The sequence below is a fragment of the Streptomyces alanosinicus genome (genome assembly GCF_014650595.1).
GTDB classification, from domain to species: domain Bacteria; phylum Actinomycetota; class Actinomycetes; order Streptomycetales; family Streptomycetaceae; genus Streptomyces; species Streptomyces alanosinicus.
Window position 1 is genome coordinate 165,586 of record NZ_BMVG01000006.1, and the last position, 14,141, is coordinate 179,726.

At 70.1% G+C, this 14,141-nt stretch carries 14 protein-coding genes; 1 reads left to right on the top strand and 13 read right to left on the bottom strand.

Going from position 1 to position 14,141, the window contains the following annotated elements:
* Positions 1–277 precede the first annotated feature (277 nt).
* The 7 genes from IE277_RS15915 to IE277_RS15945 form a co-directional block, all read right to left on the bottom strand.
* Positions 278–520, bottom strand: coding sequence for an SGM_3592 family protein (locus IE277_RS15915; RefSeq protein WP_189952840.1), 243 nt, complete (start codon positions 518–520; stop codon positions 278–280).
* A gap of 99 nt (positions 521–619) precedes the next feature.
* Entirely contained in the window at positions 620–1,339 is a 720-nt protein-coding gene (locus IE277_RS15920; RefSeq protein ID WP_189952842.1) for an ABC transporter permease, read from the bottom strand.
* 10 nt (positions 1,340–1,349) lie between these two features.
* On the bottom strand, positions 1,350–2,261 hold the full coding sequence (locus tag IE277_RS15925) for an ABC transporter ATP-binding protein (protein ID WP_189952844.1): 912 nt from the start codon (positions 2,259–2,261) through the stop codon (positions 1,350–1,352).
* Between the two features lie 52 nt (positions 2,262–2,313).
* Complete coding sequence (locus IE277_RS15930) at positions 2,314–3,222, bottom strand: ABC transporter permease subunit (protein ID WP_189952847.1); 909 nt, start codon at positions 3,220–3,222, stop codon at positions 2,314–2,316.
* Positions 3,212–4,207, bottom strand: coding sequence for an ABC transporter ATP-binding protein (locus IE277_RS15935; protein ID WP_189953291.1), 996 nt, complete (start codon positions 4,205–4,207; stop codon positions 3,212–3,214). The genes IE277_RS15930 and IE277_RS15935 overlap by 11 nt, the downstream gene beginning before the upstream one ends.
* Before the next feature lie 133 nt (positions 4,208–4,340).
* Entirely contained in the window at positions 4,341–4,811 is a 471-nt protein-coding gene (locus IE277_RS15940) for a RidA family protein (protein ID WP_189952849.1), read from the bottom strand.
* Between the two features lie 29 nt (positions 4,812–4,840).
* Complete coding sequence (locus IE277_RS15945) at positions 4,841–6,100, bottom strand: multidrug effflux MFS transporter (RefSeq protein ID WP_189952851.1); 1,260 nt, start codon at positions 6,098–6,100, stop codon at positions 4,841–4,843.
* A 234-nt stretch (positions 6,101–6,334) separates the two neighbouring features.
* Here IE277_RS15945 and IE277_RS15950 point away from each other — a divergent pair, with 234 nt between their 5' ends.
* Complete coding sequence (locus IE277_RS15950) at positions 6,335–7,129, top strand: PhzF family phenazine biosynthesis protein (RefSeq protein ID WP_189952853.1); 795 nt, start codon at positions 6,335–6,337, stop codon at positions 7,127–7,129.
* Between the two features lie 103 nt (positions 7,130–7,232).
* Here the strand turns inward: IE277_RS15950 and IE277_RS15955 are convergent, their stop codons facing one another.
* The 6 genes from IE277_RS15955 to hppD all read right to left on the bottom strand — a co-directional run bounded on the left by IE277_RS15955 (position 7,233) and on the right by hppD (position 13,959).
* Positions 7,233–8,264 (bottom strand): zinc-dependent alcohol dehydrogenase family protein, encoded by a 1,032-nt coding sequence (locus tag IE277_RS15955; RefSeq protein ID WP_373310797.1) that lies wholly within the window; start codon positions 8,262–8,264, stop codon positions 7,233–7,235.
* Between the two features lie 67 nt (positions 8,265–8,331).
* A complete protein-coding gene (locus tag IE277_RS15960) occupies positions 8,332–9,423 on the bottom strand; it encodes a prephenate dehydrogenase (protein WP_189953296.1) in 1,092 nt (363 codons plus the stop codon).
* Positions 9,424–9,437: 14 nt separating this feature from the next.
* Entirely contained in the window at positions 9,438–10,751 is a 1,314-nt protein-coding gene (locus IE277_RS15965) for an aminotransferase-like domain-containing protein (RefSeq protein ID WP_189952855.1), read from the bottom strand.
* The gene (locus tag IE277_RS15970; RefSeq protein WP_308433386.1) at positions 10,751–11,665 is read right to left on the bottom strand and encodes a phytanoyl-CoA dioxygenase family protein; all 915 of its coding nucleotides are present in this window, start codon (positions 11,663–11,665) and stop codon (positions 10,751–10,753) included. Before IE277_RS15970 ends, IE277_RS15965 begins: the two co-directional genes overlap by 1 nt.
* A 108-nt stretch (positions 11,666–11,773) precedes the next feature.
* Positions 11,774–12,880, bottom strand: a complete 1,107-nt coding sequence (locus tag IE277_RS15975) for an alpha-hydroxy acid oxidase (RefSeq protein WP_189952857.1) — start codon at positions 12,878–12,880, stop codon at positions 11,774–11,776.
* The gene (hppD, locus tag IE277_RS15980) at positions 12,877–13,959 is read right to left on the bottom strand and encodes a 4-hydroxyphenylpyruvate dioxygenase (RefSeq protein ID WP_189952859.1); all 1,083 of its coding nucleotides are present in this window, start codon (positions 13,957–13,959) and stop codon (positions 12,877–12,879) included. The genes IE277_RS15975 and hppD overlap by 4 nt, the downstream gene beginning before the upstream one ends.
* Positions 13,960–14,141: the final 182 nt, after the last annotated feature.

The window sequence follows — 14,141 nt, forward strand, 5'->3', positions numbered from 1 at the left end:
GCGGCCGCCCCGGACAGCTCCTGGAGCTCGACGGTGGGGTAACTACACCGGAGCCGGCCTCGGGCTGCCCTGTCGGGAGCTGGGCGTACTGCCGTGCATCGACATCGCCCACCTCCACTCCCGGATCACGGCGCCGGGACACTCCCGGCGGATGGGGCACAACCACTCTGCCCCGCCGCCGAGTTGAGCGCCACTGAATTAACCGGGACCGAGTTCGGGAACGGCAACGGGAGCGGGAGCAGGAGCAGGACCGGGAGCGGGATACTCCGGGCCCGCACTACCGGCGGCGCCACCTGCGGCGCCGCGCCTTGCTGAAGAACCAGCCCGCCGGCGGCTCGTCGGAGCGCCACGGCTGCGGCTCGGGCTCCTCGGCCCGCCAGCGGGCCGCGAGCATCCGGGCTCTCGCGGACGGCTCGGAGGTCTCGGCGGAGCGGATGAAGGCCTCGTCCAGGACCGGCTCGTCCCAGGCGTCCGCCTCGGATCGCCCATGCCTGTCTCTCTGCGGTATCTCCTCTGCCATCACCGGCCTCCTAGCCGTGCATCCGCTGTGCCCAGTGTGCCCGGACCCAGATGAAGTCCCCGTCAAAGCCACCGGCCCGGACGGGGACCCACGGGGCGCCTACTCCTCGCCCGCCAACTTCAGCGTCCGCAGCTTCTGCCCGGCGTACCAGGTGGCCAGCACCGTGACCACGACCAGCAGCACGGTGGCCGTCGTCAGGCTCACCTGCGAGGTCACCAGATCCCCGCCGGCGATCTTGTGGGCGACGGCCAGCGACCACTGCTGGACGCTGAGCGTTCGCGCGCCGGGCACCAGCGAGCCGAACAGCGCCTCCCAGACCAGTGCGTAGACGAGCCCGAAGACCACCGCGTGCCGCGAGACCGTGCCGAGCAGCAGGAACAACGCCGAGTAGGCGATGGAGGAGACCAGTGCGGCGACCGTGTAGGCGACGGCGATCTGCTGGCCGTTGCCGTTGAGGATCAGGCCCGCGATCAGGGTCGGCACCGCCGAGAAGACCATGGTCACGGCGATGGCGACGATCAGCTTGGTGAAGATGATCGCGGGCCGCTTCAGCGGCTTGGACAGCAGATAGACGACGGAGCCGTCGTCGATCTCCGGGCCGATCGCGCCGGTGCCCGCGATGACACCGATGATCGGCACCATCGTGGCGATCGCGAAGCCGCCGAGCACGTCGGCGGCCGTCTGGTCGTCGGCGCCGGTCAGGGCCCGCACGGCCACGGAGAGCACGATCAGCAGCAGCGGCAGCGCGCCGAGGATGAGGGCTCGACGGCGGCCGAGCAGGGCCCGGTAGGTGAGCCGGGCGACGGTGGGGTCGTACATCTTCGGCCTCCTACGCCGCGACCAGATACGAGAAGACGGACTCGAGGGACTCGTCGGAGGGCGAGACCGTGAGAAGCCGGATGCCGTGGTCCCGGGCGACCTTCGGCAGCAGGGCGGTGAACCGGCCGAAGTCGACGGCCTGGATACGCAGCGCGCCCTCGGTCATGTCGACCTCGATGCCGGCGGTCGAGGGGTCGGCGATCAACGCGGCCGCGAGGGCCCGGTCATCGCTGGAGCGGACCAGGTAGCGGTGCGGGCGGTCGGTCATCAGCCGGCGGATCTTGCGGAAGTCGCCACTGGCCGCGTGCCGTCCGGCGACGACGACCTCGATGTGCCGGGCGAGCTGCTCGACCTCTTCGAGGATGTGCGAGGAGAACAGCACGGTGCGGCCCTCGTCGCCCATCGTGCGCAGCAGTTCCATCAGCTGCATGCGCTGGCGCGGGTCCATGCCGTTGAACGGCTCGTCCAGCAGGAGCAGCGAGGGATCGTGGACCAGCGCGCTCGCCATCTTCACGCGCTGTCGCATGCCCTTGGAGTACGTGGCGATCCTGCGGTCCTGCGCGTACTCCATCTCGACCGTGGCCAGCGCCTTTTGGGCCGCCTTGGCGCCGAGGCCGTGCAGTTCGGCGTTGGCGACGACGAACTCGCGGCCGGTGAGGAAGTCGTACATCGCCTCGCGCTCGGGGACGATGCCGATGTGCTGGTAGATCTTCTCGTTGCGCCACACCGGCTGTCCGTCGAGGGTGACGGTGCCGGTGGAGGGGGCGAGGAAGCCGCCCATCATGTTGATCAGGGTGGACTTGCCGGCGCCGTTGGGGCCGAGCAGGCCGGTGACGCCGGGGCCGATCGTCATGGTGATGTCGTTGACGGCGACCACGTTGCCGAACCAGCGGGAGACATGGTCGATGGTGAGAGTGCTCATGGGCGCAGCCCATTCCTTGGAAGGGTGGTGGCGGGAGACGGGCTGGGCGTGGTCACAGTCCCACCTTCTTGTAGCGGCGCATCAGCAGGCCGTAGCTGCCGGCGATCAGGCCGAGCACGACCAGGACATAGAGCACGCCCTGTCCGGACGACGGGTTGATCGCGCCGGGGTTGCGGGCGGTCGCGCCCAGGAAGGCCGACTGGACGCCGTCGATGAGCGTGACGGGCGAGAACAGGCCGATCCACGGGATGGCGGAGGTGTGGTTCTGCACATCGGCGATGGCCTGGAGCGTGCTGACCGCGCCGTAGGAGATGATCAGCACGGCGATCACGGCGGCGATACCGAAACCCCGGCGCGGGGTGACCGCGGCGATGACCAGGCCGATGCCGGCGAAGAGCAGGGAGAGCAGCGCCACGGAGACCAGTCCCTCGGCGAATTCCTTCGTCTGGTGGGCGAAGCCCAGCTTGGACAGCAGCGCGCCCACGTACATCACGAGCAGGGGGGCGGCGGTCAGGATGAAGATCGCCGAGGCGAGTGACGCGAACTTGGCGCGGACGTAGTCGGCGGTCTCGATGGGCCGCGAGAAGTACAGCGGCACGGTCTTGAAGCGCAGGTCGCGGGAGACGGCCTGGGGTGCCTGCGCGGCGACGTACAGGCTGATCACGGCCTGCATCATGATCGCGTAGCGGGTGTAGGCCACCGGCAGTTCATGCGCCTTGGTGGCGACCGCGACGGCCACCATGATGGCCGCGGGCACGCACATCACCGTGAACAGCAGCATCGGCAGCACCTTGGACTTGGCCGAGCGGCCGAGGCCGTAGGCGCCGCGCAGGGACTGCGAGTACAGCGAGAGGCGGGCGTAGGCGCGGCCGAGGCGGGGGCCGTCGTAGCCGCGGTAGCCGATGTCGTGGATGCGGGTCTGGTCGCCCGCGGGTGTGGTCAGGGGCTGCTCAACCGCCATGGCCGACGGCCTCCTTCCGCTGCTCGTCGCTGCCGCGCTCGTCGCTGTCGTTCCGGGCGCCGTCGGTGAACACCTCGGAGATGTGGTGCCGGCGCTGCTCCATGCGGACCAGGCCGAGGCCGAGGTCCGCGACCACGTCCCGGACCAGGTCGTAGGACTCCTCGCTCTGGGCGGTGAGCAGCAGGATGTGCCCGGCTCCGGGCAGGCCCGCGCCCTCCGCCTGCGTCTCCACCCCGCGCGCGTGGAGCGCGTCGCGGACCGCGCGGGTGCCGTCCGGGTGGGTGTCGCTGTCGGTGACCTCGATCGCGAGGGTGGTCGTGGTCTGGGTGAAGTCGGTGGTGGAGCTGGAGCGCAGGAGCTTGCCGCCGTCGATGACGACGACGTGGTCGCAGGTGCGCTCCAGTTCCCCGAGGAGGTGGGAGGTGACCAGGACCGAGATGCCGAACTCGGTGTGGATCCGGCGGATCAGACCGAGCATCTCGTCGCGGCCGACCGGGTCCAGGCCGTTGGTCGGCTCGTCCAGGAACACCAGCTGCGGGTCGTGCACCAGGGCCTGGGCGAGCTTCACCCGCTGCTTCATGCCCGTGGAGTAGCCGCCGATGGGGCGGTAGCGCTCCTCGTACAGGCCGACGTGGCGCAGGGTGTCCGCGGTGCGCTCGCGGGCCGCGGTGGGCGGCAGGCCGGACATGCGCGCCATGTGCACGACGAACTCGGTGGCCGAGACGTCGGGCGGCAGGCAGTCGTGCTCCGGCATGTAGCCGACGCGCTCACGGATGGTGCCGCCCTTGGTGGCGACGTCGAGGCCGAGCACCTCGGCGCGGCCCTCCGTGGCGGGGGACAGACCCAGCAGGATCTTGATCAGGGTGGACTTGCCGGCGCCGTTGGCTCCGACGAGTCCGGTCACACCGGGCCCGATGTCCACGGACAGCCGGTCGAGCGCGGTCACCCGGGGGAACCGCTTGCTCAGGCTTTCGGTCGCGATCACAGTCACGCCAACGACGGTAGTGACCCGGGCCGCGGTGGTCGTCAGACCACAGAGCCGTCTTCACGTCAGACCCAGGTATTACGGGGCCCTAAGGGATCCGGCTCTGCGGTGCATCACGACCTTGAAATGGCGGTCAGGGGGCGATGCGTACGACGGCCTCGATCTCGACCGCGATGCCGAACGGCAGGCTCATCATGCCGACGGCGGACCGGGCGTGAGAGCCGCGTTCGGGGCCGAAGACGTCGACGAGGAGATCGGAGGCGCCTTCCGCGACCACGTGCTGTTCCTGGAACTCGGGCGCGGACTGCACCATGACCAGAAGCTTGACGAACTCCTGTATCCGGTCCAGATCACCGAGCTCGGCCTGGAGGGCCGAGAGGATGTTCAGCGTGACCAGGCGGGCGGCTTCCTTGCCTTCGTCCACGGTGAAGTCCGCGCCGAGACGGCCCCGGTACTTCACCGACCCGTCCGGGTTGAGCGGTCCGTGGCCGGAGACGAAGACGAGTTCGCCGACCGTCTTCGTCGGCACGTAGTTCGCCAGCTTCGGCAGCAGCGGCGGAAGCGTCAGCCCCAGTTCCTGCAGGCGGCGGGAAACCTGTCCCATCGGTGTTTCTCCTCATCCTTCGTCATTCTTCATTCTTCGTTCGGAGGTGCGGATGTCACGGGCGCGGCAGGCATGGCCTGCGGCACGCCGGACCCGGTGGCCGTACGGGCCGCGATGGCCCGCAGACCGTGGAATGCGGTGAAGCCGGTCAGCGCGAAGACACACACCAGAATCGCGAAGGACCGGATGTCGGACGGGATCGCGCTCACGAGAAGTGACGACAGGCTGCCGCCGGCCATCTGCACCGCCCCCAGCAGCCCGGAAGCCGCCCCCGCCATCGTGGGGAACGAGGTCACCCCGCCCGCCACGGACATCGGGAAGAGGAAGCCGTTACCGATGGTCACCGCGGTCATCAGGACCAGCAGCGGCCAGGGGGTGTGCGGATCGGTCAGCCCCACGGCGAGCAGCACCAACGCACCGCTCGAAAAGATCAGATGGCCCCGCACCAGCAACTGGTCGATCGAGTGCCGAGCGAGCAGGCGGCGCGATATGAGATTGCCCGAGATGTACGCGGCGGCGATGCTGATGTAGCAGTATCCGTTGGCCTCGGTGCTCATGCCCAGACGCTGGAAGATCACCGGCGAGGCGACCAGATAGCCGGTGTACACCGCGTATCCCACGCCCAGATTGAGCCCGTAGCCCCAGAATTTGGCGCTGAGCAGCAGTTTCCGGTAGTTCCCGACCGTCGTGCGCAGGCGCCGTGCGCGGCGTTCCGGCGGCAGCGACTCCGGCACCCTGAGGACCACGGCGAGCACGGTGACCAGCGCGATCGCGGCCGTCAGGAAGAAGGGGGCACGCCATGACAGCCACGTCGTCAGGTAGCCGCCCAGGAGGGGGGAGACCGCCGGCGAGGCGCCGACCACCGGCATGATCGTGGTGAAGACCCGGCCCGCGGTCTGCTGCCCGTACAGATCGCCGACGATGGCCCGGGCGAGCACGAGGCCCGCGCCCGCGCCGAGTGCCTGGAGCAGCCGGGCCGACGCGAAGACCGTGATGTTCGGCGACAGCGCGCAGGCCAGTGAGGCCACGGCGTAGAGCGAGAAACCGCCGATGACGAGGCGACGCCGGCCGACGGCGTCGGACCAGGGTCCGTAGAGCAGTTGGGCCACGAGCAGCCCCACGAGGTAGGGGCTGAAGGTGGCCTGGACCGAGGAGACGGAGCTGCCGAGGGCGTGGGCGGTCCGTGCCAGCCCGGGGAGGTTGATGTCCGAGGACATCAGTCCGCCGACGCTCAGGGAGATGAGCACCGCGAGAAGTAACGGTGGGAGCTTGGCTTCCGTGGTCTGCATGCCTGCCCTTCCGGACGCGGGTGCGCCCTGCGCCCGCCGCCGTGGCGACGGTCATGCGGCGACTGGGGGCGGTATGACGATCGATCGGTGATCGAGCCTAGTGATCGGTGGGGTATGAAACATCCTCCTCTCGGACCGTTCCCCCCGCCCCGTTGGGGGCTGACTGATGGTCCGAAGAGCGCCAACTCCGGCCCCCTCCACGCAACTCGTCCCCTCGTCCGTAATGTCGGGAGCATGCGCGCTTTCATCGTTGATGCGTTCACCGACCGGCCCTTCGCCGGCAACCCCGCCGGTATGTGTCTGCTGGACACTCCGGCCGACGCCGCCTGGATGCAGCAGGTGGCGGCGGAACTCAACCTGTCCGAAACCGCGTTCGTGCACCCCGTGGGGGAAAACACCTACGGACTGCGGTGGTTCACACCGACCGTGGAGGTGGACCTGTGCGGCCACGCCACCTTGGCCACCGCGCACGTCCTGTACGCGGCGCTCGGCGCGGCCTTCGACGCGACGCTCCGCTTCGAGACCAAGAGCGGAGTGCTGGCCGCCCGTCGGCACGGACACCGCGGCATCACCCTGGACTTTCCCAGTGATCCGCCGACCGCGGGCACCGTGCCGGACCGGCTCGCCAAGGTACTGGGCGCCGAACCGGTGTGGACCGGCCGGGCGAGCCACGATCTGCTCGTGGAACTGCCGGAGGCGGTGGCGGTGCGCGACCTGTCACCGGACATCGCCGCGCTGGCGGAGTTCAGCGGCCGGGCGGTCATCGTGACCGCCGGCGCACCCGACGGCGCCGATCACGACTTCGTCTCCCGGGTCTTCGCACCCGCCGCCGGCATCCCCGAGGATCCCGTCACCGGCGCCGCCCACTGCGTCCTCGCACCTCACTGGGCCGGGCGGCTGGGCCGCACCGAGCTCACCGGGGTGCAGCTGTCCCCACGGGGCGGACGGGTGGGCGTCACCCTGCGCGACGACCGGGTCACCCTGCTGGGGCAGGCGGTGACCGTCTTCGAGGGCGAACTGAAGGCGTGAGGCGTGCGGGACGCCCTGAGCGTGGCCGGACCACCGGGCACGGCCATGCTCAGGGCGGGGCTCAGGGGCGGATCAGGGGCAGCGCGGGGCTCGGGGGCGCGGATCAGGGGCGGATCAGGACCTTGAGGGCCTCGCGCTCCGCCATGGCCTTGTAGCCGTCCGGGATGCCATCGATCCCCACGGTGCGGTCGAAGACCGCGGAGGCGTCGAGCCGTCCGGACAGCACCTCGGGCAGCAGCTCCGGCGCATAGGCCCGGGCCGGGGTGACACCGCCGGCGAGGGTGACGTTGCGGCGGTAGAACCGCCGTACGTCGACGCCTTCGCCGTCCTGGGGGACTCCCACATAGCCGACCGCGCCACCGGGACGGGCCATGTCCAGCGCGTCACGCAGCGCCGCGCCGGTGCCGACGCACTCCAGCACCGCGTGCGCGCCATGCCCTCCGGTCAGCTCCCGGATCCGCTCGACGGCCTCCGCGCCACGCTCCTGGACCACGTCGACCGCACCGTAGCGGCGCGCCAGCTCGGTACGTCGGGCATGCCGGCCCAGGATGATGATGCGCTCCGCGCCCAGCCGGGCGGCGGCCAGAACCGCGCACAGCCCGACCGCGCCGTCGCCGACCACGGCGACGGTGGTGCCCGGCCCCACCCTCGCGGCCCGCGCGGCGTGGTGCCCCGTGCACAGCACGTCGGAGAGGGCCAGCACCGCGGGCAGCCGTGGGTCATCCGGCTCCAGCGGGAGCGGCACCAGCGTGCCGTCCGCCTGCGGCACCCGCACCGCCTCGCCCTGGCCACCGTCCAGTTCCCCGCCCCAGAACCCGCCGTTCAGACACGCGCAGTGCAGCCCCGCACGGCAGAACTCGCAGGTCCCGTCGGACCACTTGAACGGTGCGAGCACCAGGTCACCACGGCGCACCGAGGTGACGTGCGCCCCGGTCTCCTCGACCACACCGATGAATTCGTGCCCGACCCGGAGGCCGTCCGGTGTCGGAGCGAGTTTCCGGTAGCGCCAGAGGTCGCTGCCGCAGATGGCGGCGTGGGTGACCCGGACCACTGCGTCGGTCTGCTGGGTCATCCGGGCATCGGGCACCTCCTTCACCCGGACGTCCCCTGCCCCGAACATCACTGCTGCCCGCACGGTCGTACTCCTCTGAAATCGATCGACAAGGCCGGTCGGCCCGGTATCGCCCGGGTGCCCCGCGGAGTCATGCGTGGACGGGCCAGCCGTGGCGCCGGAGTCCGGCCGTGAGTGCGTCGGCCGACTCGCCCGTCACCAGGAGCTCCACGAACCCGGTGTTCCCGTCCGTCGCGTGGTCGAGACGGATGTCCTCGATGTTCGCTCCCGTACCCGAAGCGTCCGCCAGCACCCGGGCCAGCTCACCCGCCCGGTCACGTAGAAGAACCCGAACTGATGAGTACGTTACGGAAGTTCCGCCGTGTTTTCCGGGGATCCTGGCATGTCCCTCGTTGCCGCGCGCGAGCAGCGCGGACAGTTCGGCGGCGGCCGGATGGGACCGGGCCGTGACGGGGTCCGTCGAAGCCATCGCGCGCAGTGCGCGGAGCACCGCCTCCAGATCACCGGCGAGGTCGGCCAGGAGCTCCGCCACGGCGGGCGCGTTGGTCGCGAGGATGTCCGTCCACAGGGCGGCGTCGCCCGCGGCGATGCGGGTGACGTCCCGCAGCCCCTGGCCGGCGAGGCGGACCGCGAGTGCCTCGTCGTCCCGCAACCGCGCGGCCATCAGACTGGCCAGCAGGTGCGGCAGGTGGGAGACGAGAGCGACGGCACGGTCATGCTCCTCGGGACTCAGCACGACCGGCACCCCGCCGCACCGTCTGACCAGTTCCAGGACACGGCCCAGCGCCAGCTGCTCGGTCGCCGGGCCGGGTGTCAGCACCCAGGGCCGGCCGCCGAAGAGGTCCGCCCGCCCGGCCAGCGGCCCCGAGCGTTCCCGTCCTGCCATGGGATGGCCGCCGACGAAGGAGGCCAGATCGCAGCCGCGGGCCTCCATGTCGGCCTGCGGCGGACGCTTCACACTGGCCACATCGGTGTAGGCCCGGGCGAGTCCGGCCTTCTGCTGCTCCTCCAGAACGGCGGCCACGCTCCCCGGCGGCACCGCCAGCACGGCCAGGTCCACGGGGGCGCGGGGTGTCTCCGTCGTGCCGGCACCCCGCGCGGCGGCGGCGCGGGCCGCGGAGCGGTCCCGGTCGATCAGGTGGGTGGTGACTCCCTGCTCCGCCAGCGCGAGGGCCACGGAGGTGCCGATGAGGCCGGTGCCGACGACGGCGACCGTGCGCAGTTCGCTCACGGCCATCAGCTGCCCCGTGCGATCCGCTGTCGGACGTGCGCCGCGAGGCGCCGTACCCCCTCCTCGATCTGACCGGGAGTCAGATAGCTGGCGGACAGTCTGATCTGCCGCTCTCCGCCGCTTCCCAGATGGAAGTAGCTCATCGGTGTCCAGATCACACCGTGATCGCGGGCCGCCTCCTCCAGGAAGGCGTTGTCGGCCGCGAACGGCAGTGTCATCACGAGGAAGAACCCGCCGTCGGGCACGTTCCAGCGCACCGGCCAGCGGTCCTGGGGCAGATGCCGCGCGAGCGCGTCCAGCAGCGCGTTCATGTTGCCGCGGTAGAAGTCGATGAGTTCCTTGTCGGCTTCCCGGAGCCGGCAGTCGTGCGCGACGAGCATCCCGCCGACCACGGCCTGGGCGATCGCCGGCGTGTTGACCGTGACCATGCTCTTGATCTTCGACAGCTCGTCCGCGAGAACCGTGCGCGCGCCGCCGCCGAGGACCGGCTGGTCCGCGATGACGTAGCCGACCCGGGCGCCGGGGAAGCAGGTCTTGGCGAACGAACCGAAGTAGATCACCCGGTGCCGGGTGTCGAGCGACTTCAGGGTGGGCCGGCCCTCCCCGGTGCGGCTGAAGAACCCGTACGGGTTGTCCTCCAGCACCAGCAGGTCCTCCTCGGCGGCGAGGTCGAGAAGCTGGTGCCGCCGGTCAAGGGGCATCGACGCACCGGAGGGGTTGGCGAAGTCGGGGATCACATAGACGGCGCGCGGCCGCTTGCCCCGGGCACGCACGTCCCGGACCGCCGCGCGCAGTGCGTCGAGGTCCAGGCCCGCGTCGTCCTCGGGTACCGGAACCGTCTCGGCGTCCAGCAGCCGCGCCGCGCCGGTGATGCCGACGTAGCCGGGATCGGTCACCAGCAGTACGTCGTCCGGTCCGGCGATGAGTGCCCGGAGCACCAGGAGCATCGCCTCCTGGCAGCCGACGGTGACGACGATGTGCGACGCGTCGACGTGGATGCCTTCGTCGTTGGCGATCGTCCGCGCGACCAGCTCGTTGATCTGGCCGTTGGTCCGGCCGTACTGGAAGAGCGCGGTGCGGATCTGCTCGGGTGTACGTCCGAGGTCCGCCTCCAGGTGCCGGGTGTAGGCCGTGAGGTAGTCGCCGATCCGGTCCACCTCGAAGAACCCGTCGTAGGGGCGGCCCGGACCGAACGAGATCGCCTTCGGGTGACGCAGCGTCACCTCGTTGAGGAAGTTCATCACGTCGAGCAGGGGATCCGACAGCGAGGAGTGGAGCTCGGCCGGCGTGAGCTCGGCGTCCGGTCCGGGCCGCGGCATTACGGCTGCTCCTGCCAGAGCACCGGACAGAAGTCCGGGTCCGCGTAGTCGGGGTTGCCGTCGGCCGTCTTCCGGACCAGGACGTCGTTGTTGTAGACGACCTGGTCACCCGTGGAGATCTGGAACGGGCGCCACTGGTTGGATCGGTCCTGCAGGTGCAGGGAGATCGCGCGCCGCGGACGGTCGCTGCGGTTCAGCCCGCTGCCGTGATACGTGAGGCAGTGGTGGAAGCTGATGTGCCCCTTCGGTATGACGACGGGTACCTTGCGGACCTCTGCGTTGTTGTAGGCGGCGTTCTCCTCCAGCATCTGGTCCAGCTCCGCCCGGTCGCGTTCGGCGAAGTGCTGGGTGGTGGCGTCGTTGCCGCCGATCTCCTTCCAGCGGTGGCTGCCGTCGACCATGGTGATGGTGCCCATCTCCTCGCCGCAGTCGTGGAAGGGGACGAAGGCGGTCAGCATCTCGTCGGAGGTGCAGGTCTGCCAGTAGTGCCGGTCAAAGTGCCAGGGCACGATGTTGCCCTCGTCCTCGGGACGCGGCGGCTTGTGGATGAGGGTGCTGTTCCACAGCCGTATCTGGCTGGTGCGCGCGATCCGCGCGGCGACCGCGGCGATGACCGGCTTGGACAGGATGCGGCGGACGGTGTCGTCCTCGTAGAAGATGTAGTCGTTGTGCCGGTGCACATCGCCGCGGGACGGTTCCCAGTAGGCCAGGCGCGGCGGGCGGACCGGGAGCGTGCGGTCGCGGTGGCCGGAGTAGAAGCGGTCGGCCGCGGCGTCGAGAGCGTCGACCTCCTCGTCGGTCAGCAGCTTCTTCGACAGGTACCAGCCGTGCTCCTGGTAGAACGCCACCTCCTCCTCCGACGGCAGCAGCGTGCGGTCTTCCTCGCTGAGGTGGAATGCGGATGCGGTCATCATCGTCCTTCCCGAGGATCGTCGTGTGCGTCGTTCCGTGCGGCTGCGGCGGGGTCGCAGCTCCGTGGCTACGGCGGGGTCGCAGCTCAGTGACTGCGGCCGGCTCGCAGCTCAGTGGTTCGGGTCGCGGCTCAGCAGTTCAGGGGTGAGGGAGGCGAGGGACGGGCAGCCGGACAGCGCCATGGCGTCCTCCAGCTCGTCCCGCACCAGCGTGAGCACATGGCGTGCGCCGGCCGCTCCGGCGGCGGCCAGTCCCCACAGCACGGGCCGGCCGAGGAAGACGGCCTGAGCGCCCAGCGCCAACGCCTTCAGTACGTCGGTCCCGCTCCGGACCCCGCCGTCGAGGAACACCGGGCAGCGGCCGGCGACCGCCCGCATCACGTCCGGCAGCGCATCCAAGGTGGCCGTGACACCGTCGAGTTGGCGTCCCCCGTGGTTGGAGACCACCAGCCCGTCGATGCCGAGCTCGGCGGCGCGCGCGGCGTCCTCGGCGGTGAGCACGCCCTTGAGGACGAGCGGCAGGCGGGTACGGGACCGCAGCCAGTCCAGATCCGACCAGCTCAGCGAGGGGTCGATGAACGCGTCGGCATGTCTCGACAGAGCCGAGCTGCCGTCCTGCCGTTCATGCAGGAACCCGATGGCCTCGCCGTCCAGGTTGGGCGCCGTGATGTGCGCGGGCAGATGGAAGCCGTGGCGCGCCTCACGCAGCCGGCGCCCGAGCCGCGGCGTGTCCACGGTCAGCACCAGCGCGCGAAAACCGGCGTCCTCGGCCCGTCGCAGCACCCGCTCCAGGACATCGCGCCGGTGCAGCCAGTAGAGCTGGAGCCACAGCGGGCCGGTGGCCTGCTCGGCGATCTCCTCGAAGGCCCGGCTGGCGAAGATGCCGACCACGGTGGGCACGCCCAGCTCACCGGCTGCCCGAACGGTCGCCAACTCACCTTCATCGCAGGCGAGTTCGTGGTAAGCCATGGGGGCAATACCGAGGGGCGCCCCGGCCGGATCGCCCAGGATCGTCGTCGAAAGATCGCAGCGGGAGACGTCGTTCAGCACCCGTGGCCGGATCCGGAACCGGCGGAACGCCGTGAGGTTGGCCTCGACGGTGCTCTCCGTACCGGCCCCGCCGTCGAAGTAGTGCCATGTCGCGCCGGGCAGCCGGGCCTGAGCGAGCGGAGCGTACTCCTCGACCGTCAGGGGCCGGTCGAGGACCCTGTCGGTCATCGAGTACCGGCGTCGGCGACCACCCGGGCCCGCTCGACCGCTTCGTAGAGACCCTTGATGTTGCCGCTTCCGAAGGTCTGCGCCCCGCGCCGCTCGATGAGCTCAAGGAAGAACGTCCCCCGAGCGTGCGGGGAGCGGGTGAAGATCTGGTACAGCAGGCCCCAGTCGTCGCGGTCGGCGAGCACGGAGAGCTCGCGCAGCACGTCCAGATCGTCGCCGAGCGAGCCCACCCGGCCCTCCACCGCGTCGTAGTACGTGGCGGGTGTCTTCAGGAACTCCACGCCCTGGGAGGAGAGTTTCCGCACCGCTCCGGCTATCGCCGAGGTGCCGAATGCCAGGTGCTGGACACCGCCCCCGCCGTGCGCGTCGATAAACGCGTCTATCTGGCCCGGCTTACGCCGCACATCGGGCTCCAGGAAGGTGAAGGTGACGGCGCCGGACGGGCTGCGCACCACCTTGGAATCCATTGCCTGATCGCCGACCTCGATGAATTCTTCGAATGCCTCGCTGAATCCCAGCGCCTCTTGGTAGAAGGCCACCGTCTTCTCCAGTTCGCCGGCCGGAAGGCAGACCGCGAAATGGTCGAGGGAATGCAGGAGTTGCGGTTCGGCCGACGAGGAAGCTGCGGTGTCCACCCGGCGCAGGTGCGGGCCGGGCAACTGCTCGGCGTGCTCGTACTGCACGAAGGAGTGCACGGTGTCGCCGAACGCCCGAACGGCGGCGGAGACGACGGTGCCGTCCGGCTGCTCGATCGAGTGCGGGGCGGCGACCTGCTCGGCACCTCGCTCGACCGCCCTGTGGAACGCCTGCTCGGCGTCCTGGGTCCGCAGCGCGATGTTCGCCACTCCGTCCCCGTGGCGGGCCACGTACCGGGCGACCGGACCGTCCGGCGTCAGATCGGACGTCATGAGGAGGCGAATTTCTCCCTGGGCCAGGAGAATGGACCGGCGGTCCTTCTGGCCGGTCTCCGGACCACCTTCAGCAAGCGTGTGGAATCCGAATGCGGTGCGGTAGTAATAGGCGGCCTGCCGGGCGTCCCCGACATAGAATTCGACATGACTGATGGTGAAGTCGCTCACGAAACCCCCGCTGTGCTAGTGGCGAGCAGCCGTCCGCCGCCACTGCGTTGATGGAGCGGCCGAACGGCTTGGAAGAGCACGACAAAATTAACCGCCGGCCGACTCCTGGCAGAACACACCATCGGAGACTGGCACTACCTCGAAGGTGCCCCGGATGTACTCCGATGGTCGCCCGCCGGATA

Bases quoted from the DNA above. Each gene is read 5' to 3' on its own strand.
- IE277_RS15915 (WP_189952840.1), bottom strand. From the start codon at position 520: ATGGCAGAGGAGATACCGCAGAGAGACAGGCATGGGCGATCCGAGGCG.
- IE277_RS15920 (WP_189952842.1), bottom strand. From the start codon at position 1,339: ATGTACGACCCCACCGTCGCCCGGCTCACCTACCGGGCCCTGCTCGGC.
- IE277_RS15925 (WP_189952844.1), bottom strand. From the start codon at position 2,261: ATGAGCACTCTCACCATCGACCATGTCTCCCGCTGGTTCGGCAACGTG.
- IE277_RS15930 (WP_189952847.1), bottom strand. From the start codon at position 3,222: ATGGCGGTTGAGCAGCCCCTGACCACACCCGCGGGCGACCAGACCCGC.
- IE277_RS15940 (WP_189952849.1), bottom strand. From the start codon at position 4,811: ATGGGACAGGTTTCCCGCCGCCTGCAGGAACTGGGGCTGACGCTTCCG.
- IE277_RS15945 (WP_189952851.1), bottom strand. From the start codon at position 6,100: ATGCAGACCACGGAAGCCAAGCTCCCACCGTTACTTCTCGCGGTGCTC.
- IE277_RS15950 (WP_189952853.1), top strand. From the start codon at position 6,335: ATGCGCGCTTTCATCGTTGATGCGTTCACCGACCGGCCCTTCGCCGGC.
- IE277_RS15965 (WP_189952855.1), bottom strand. From the start codon at position 10,751: ATGCCGCGGCCCGGACCGGACGCCGAGCTCACGCCGGCCGAGCTCCAC.
- IE277_RS15970 (WP_308433386.1), bottom strand. From the start codon at position 11,665: ATGATGACCGCATCCGCATTCCACCTCAGCGAGGAAGACCGCACGCTG.
- IE277_RS15975 (WP_189952857.1), bottom strand. From the start codon at position 12,880: ATGACCGACAGGGTCCTCGACCGGCCCCTGACGGTCGAGGAGTACGCT.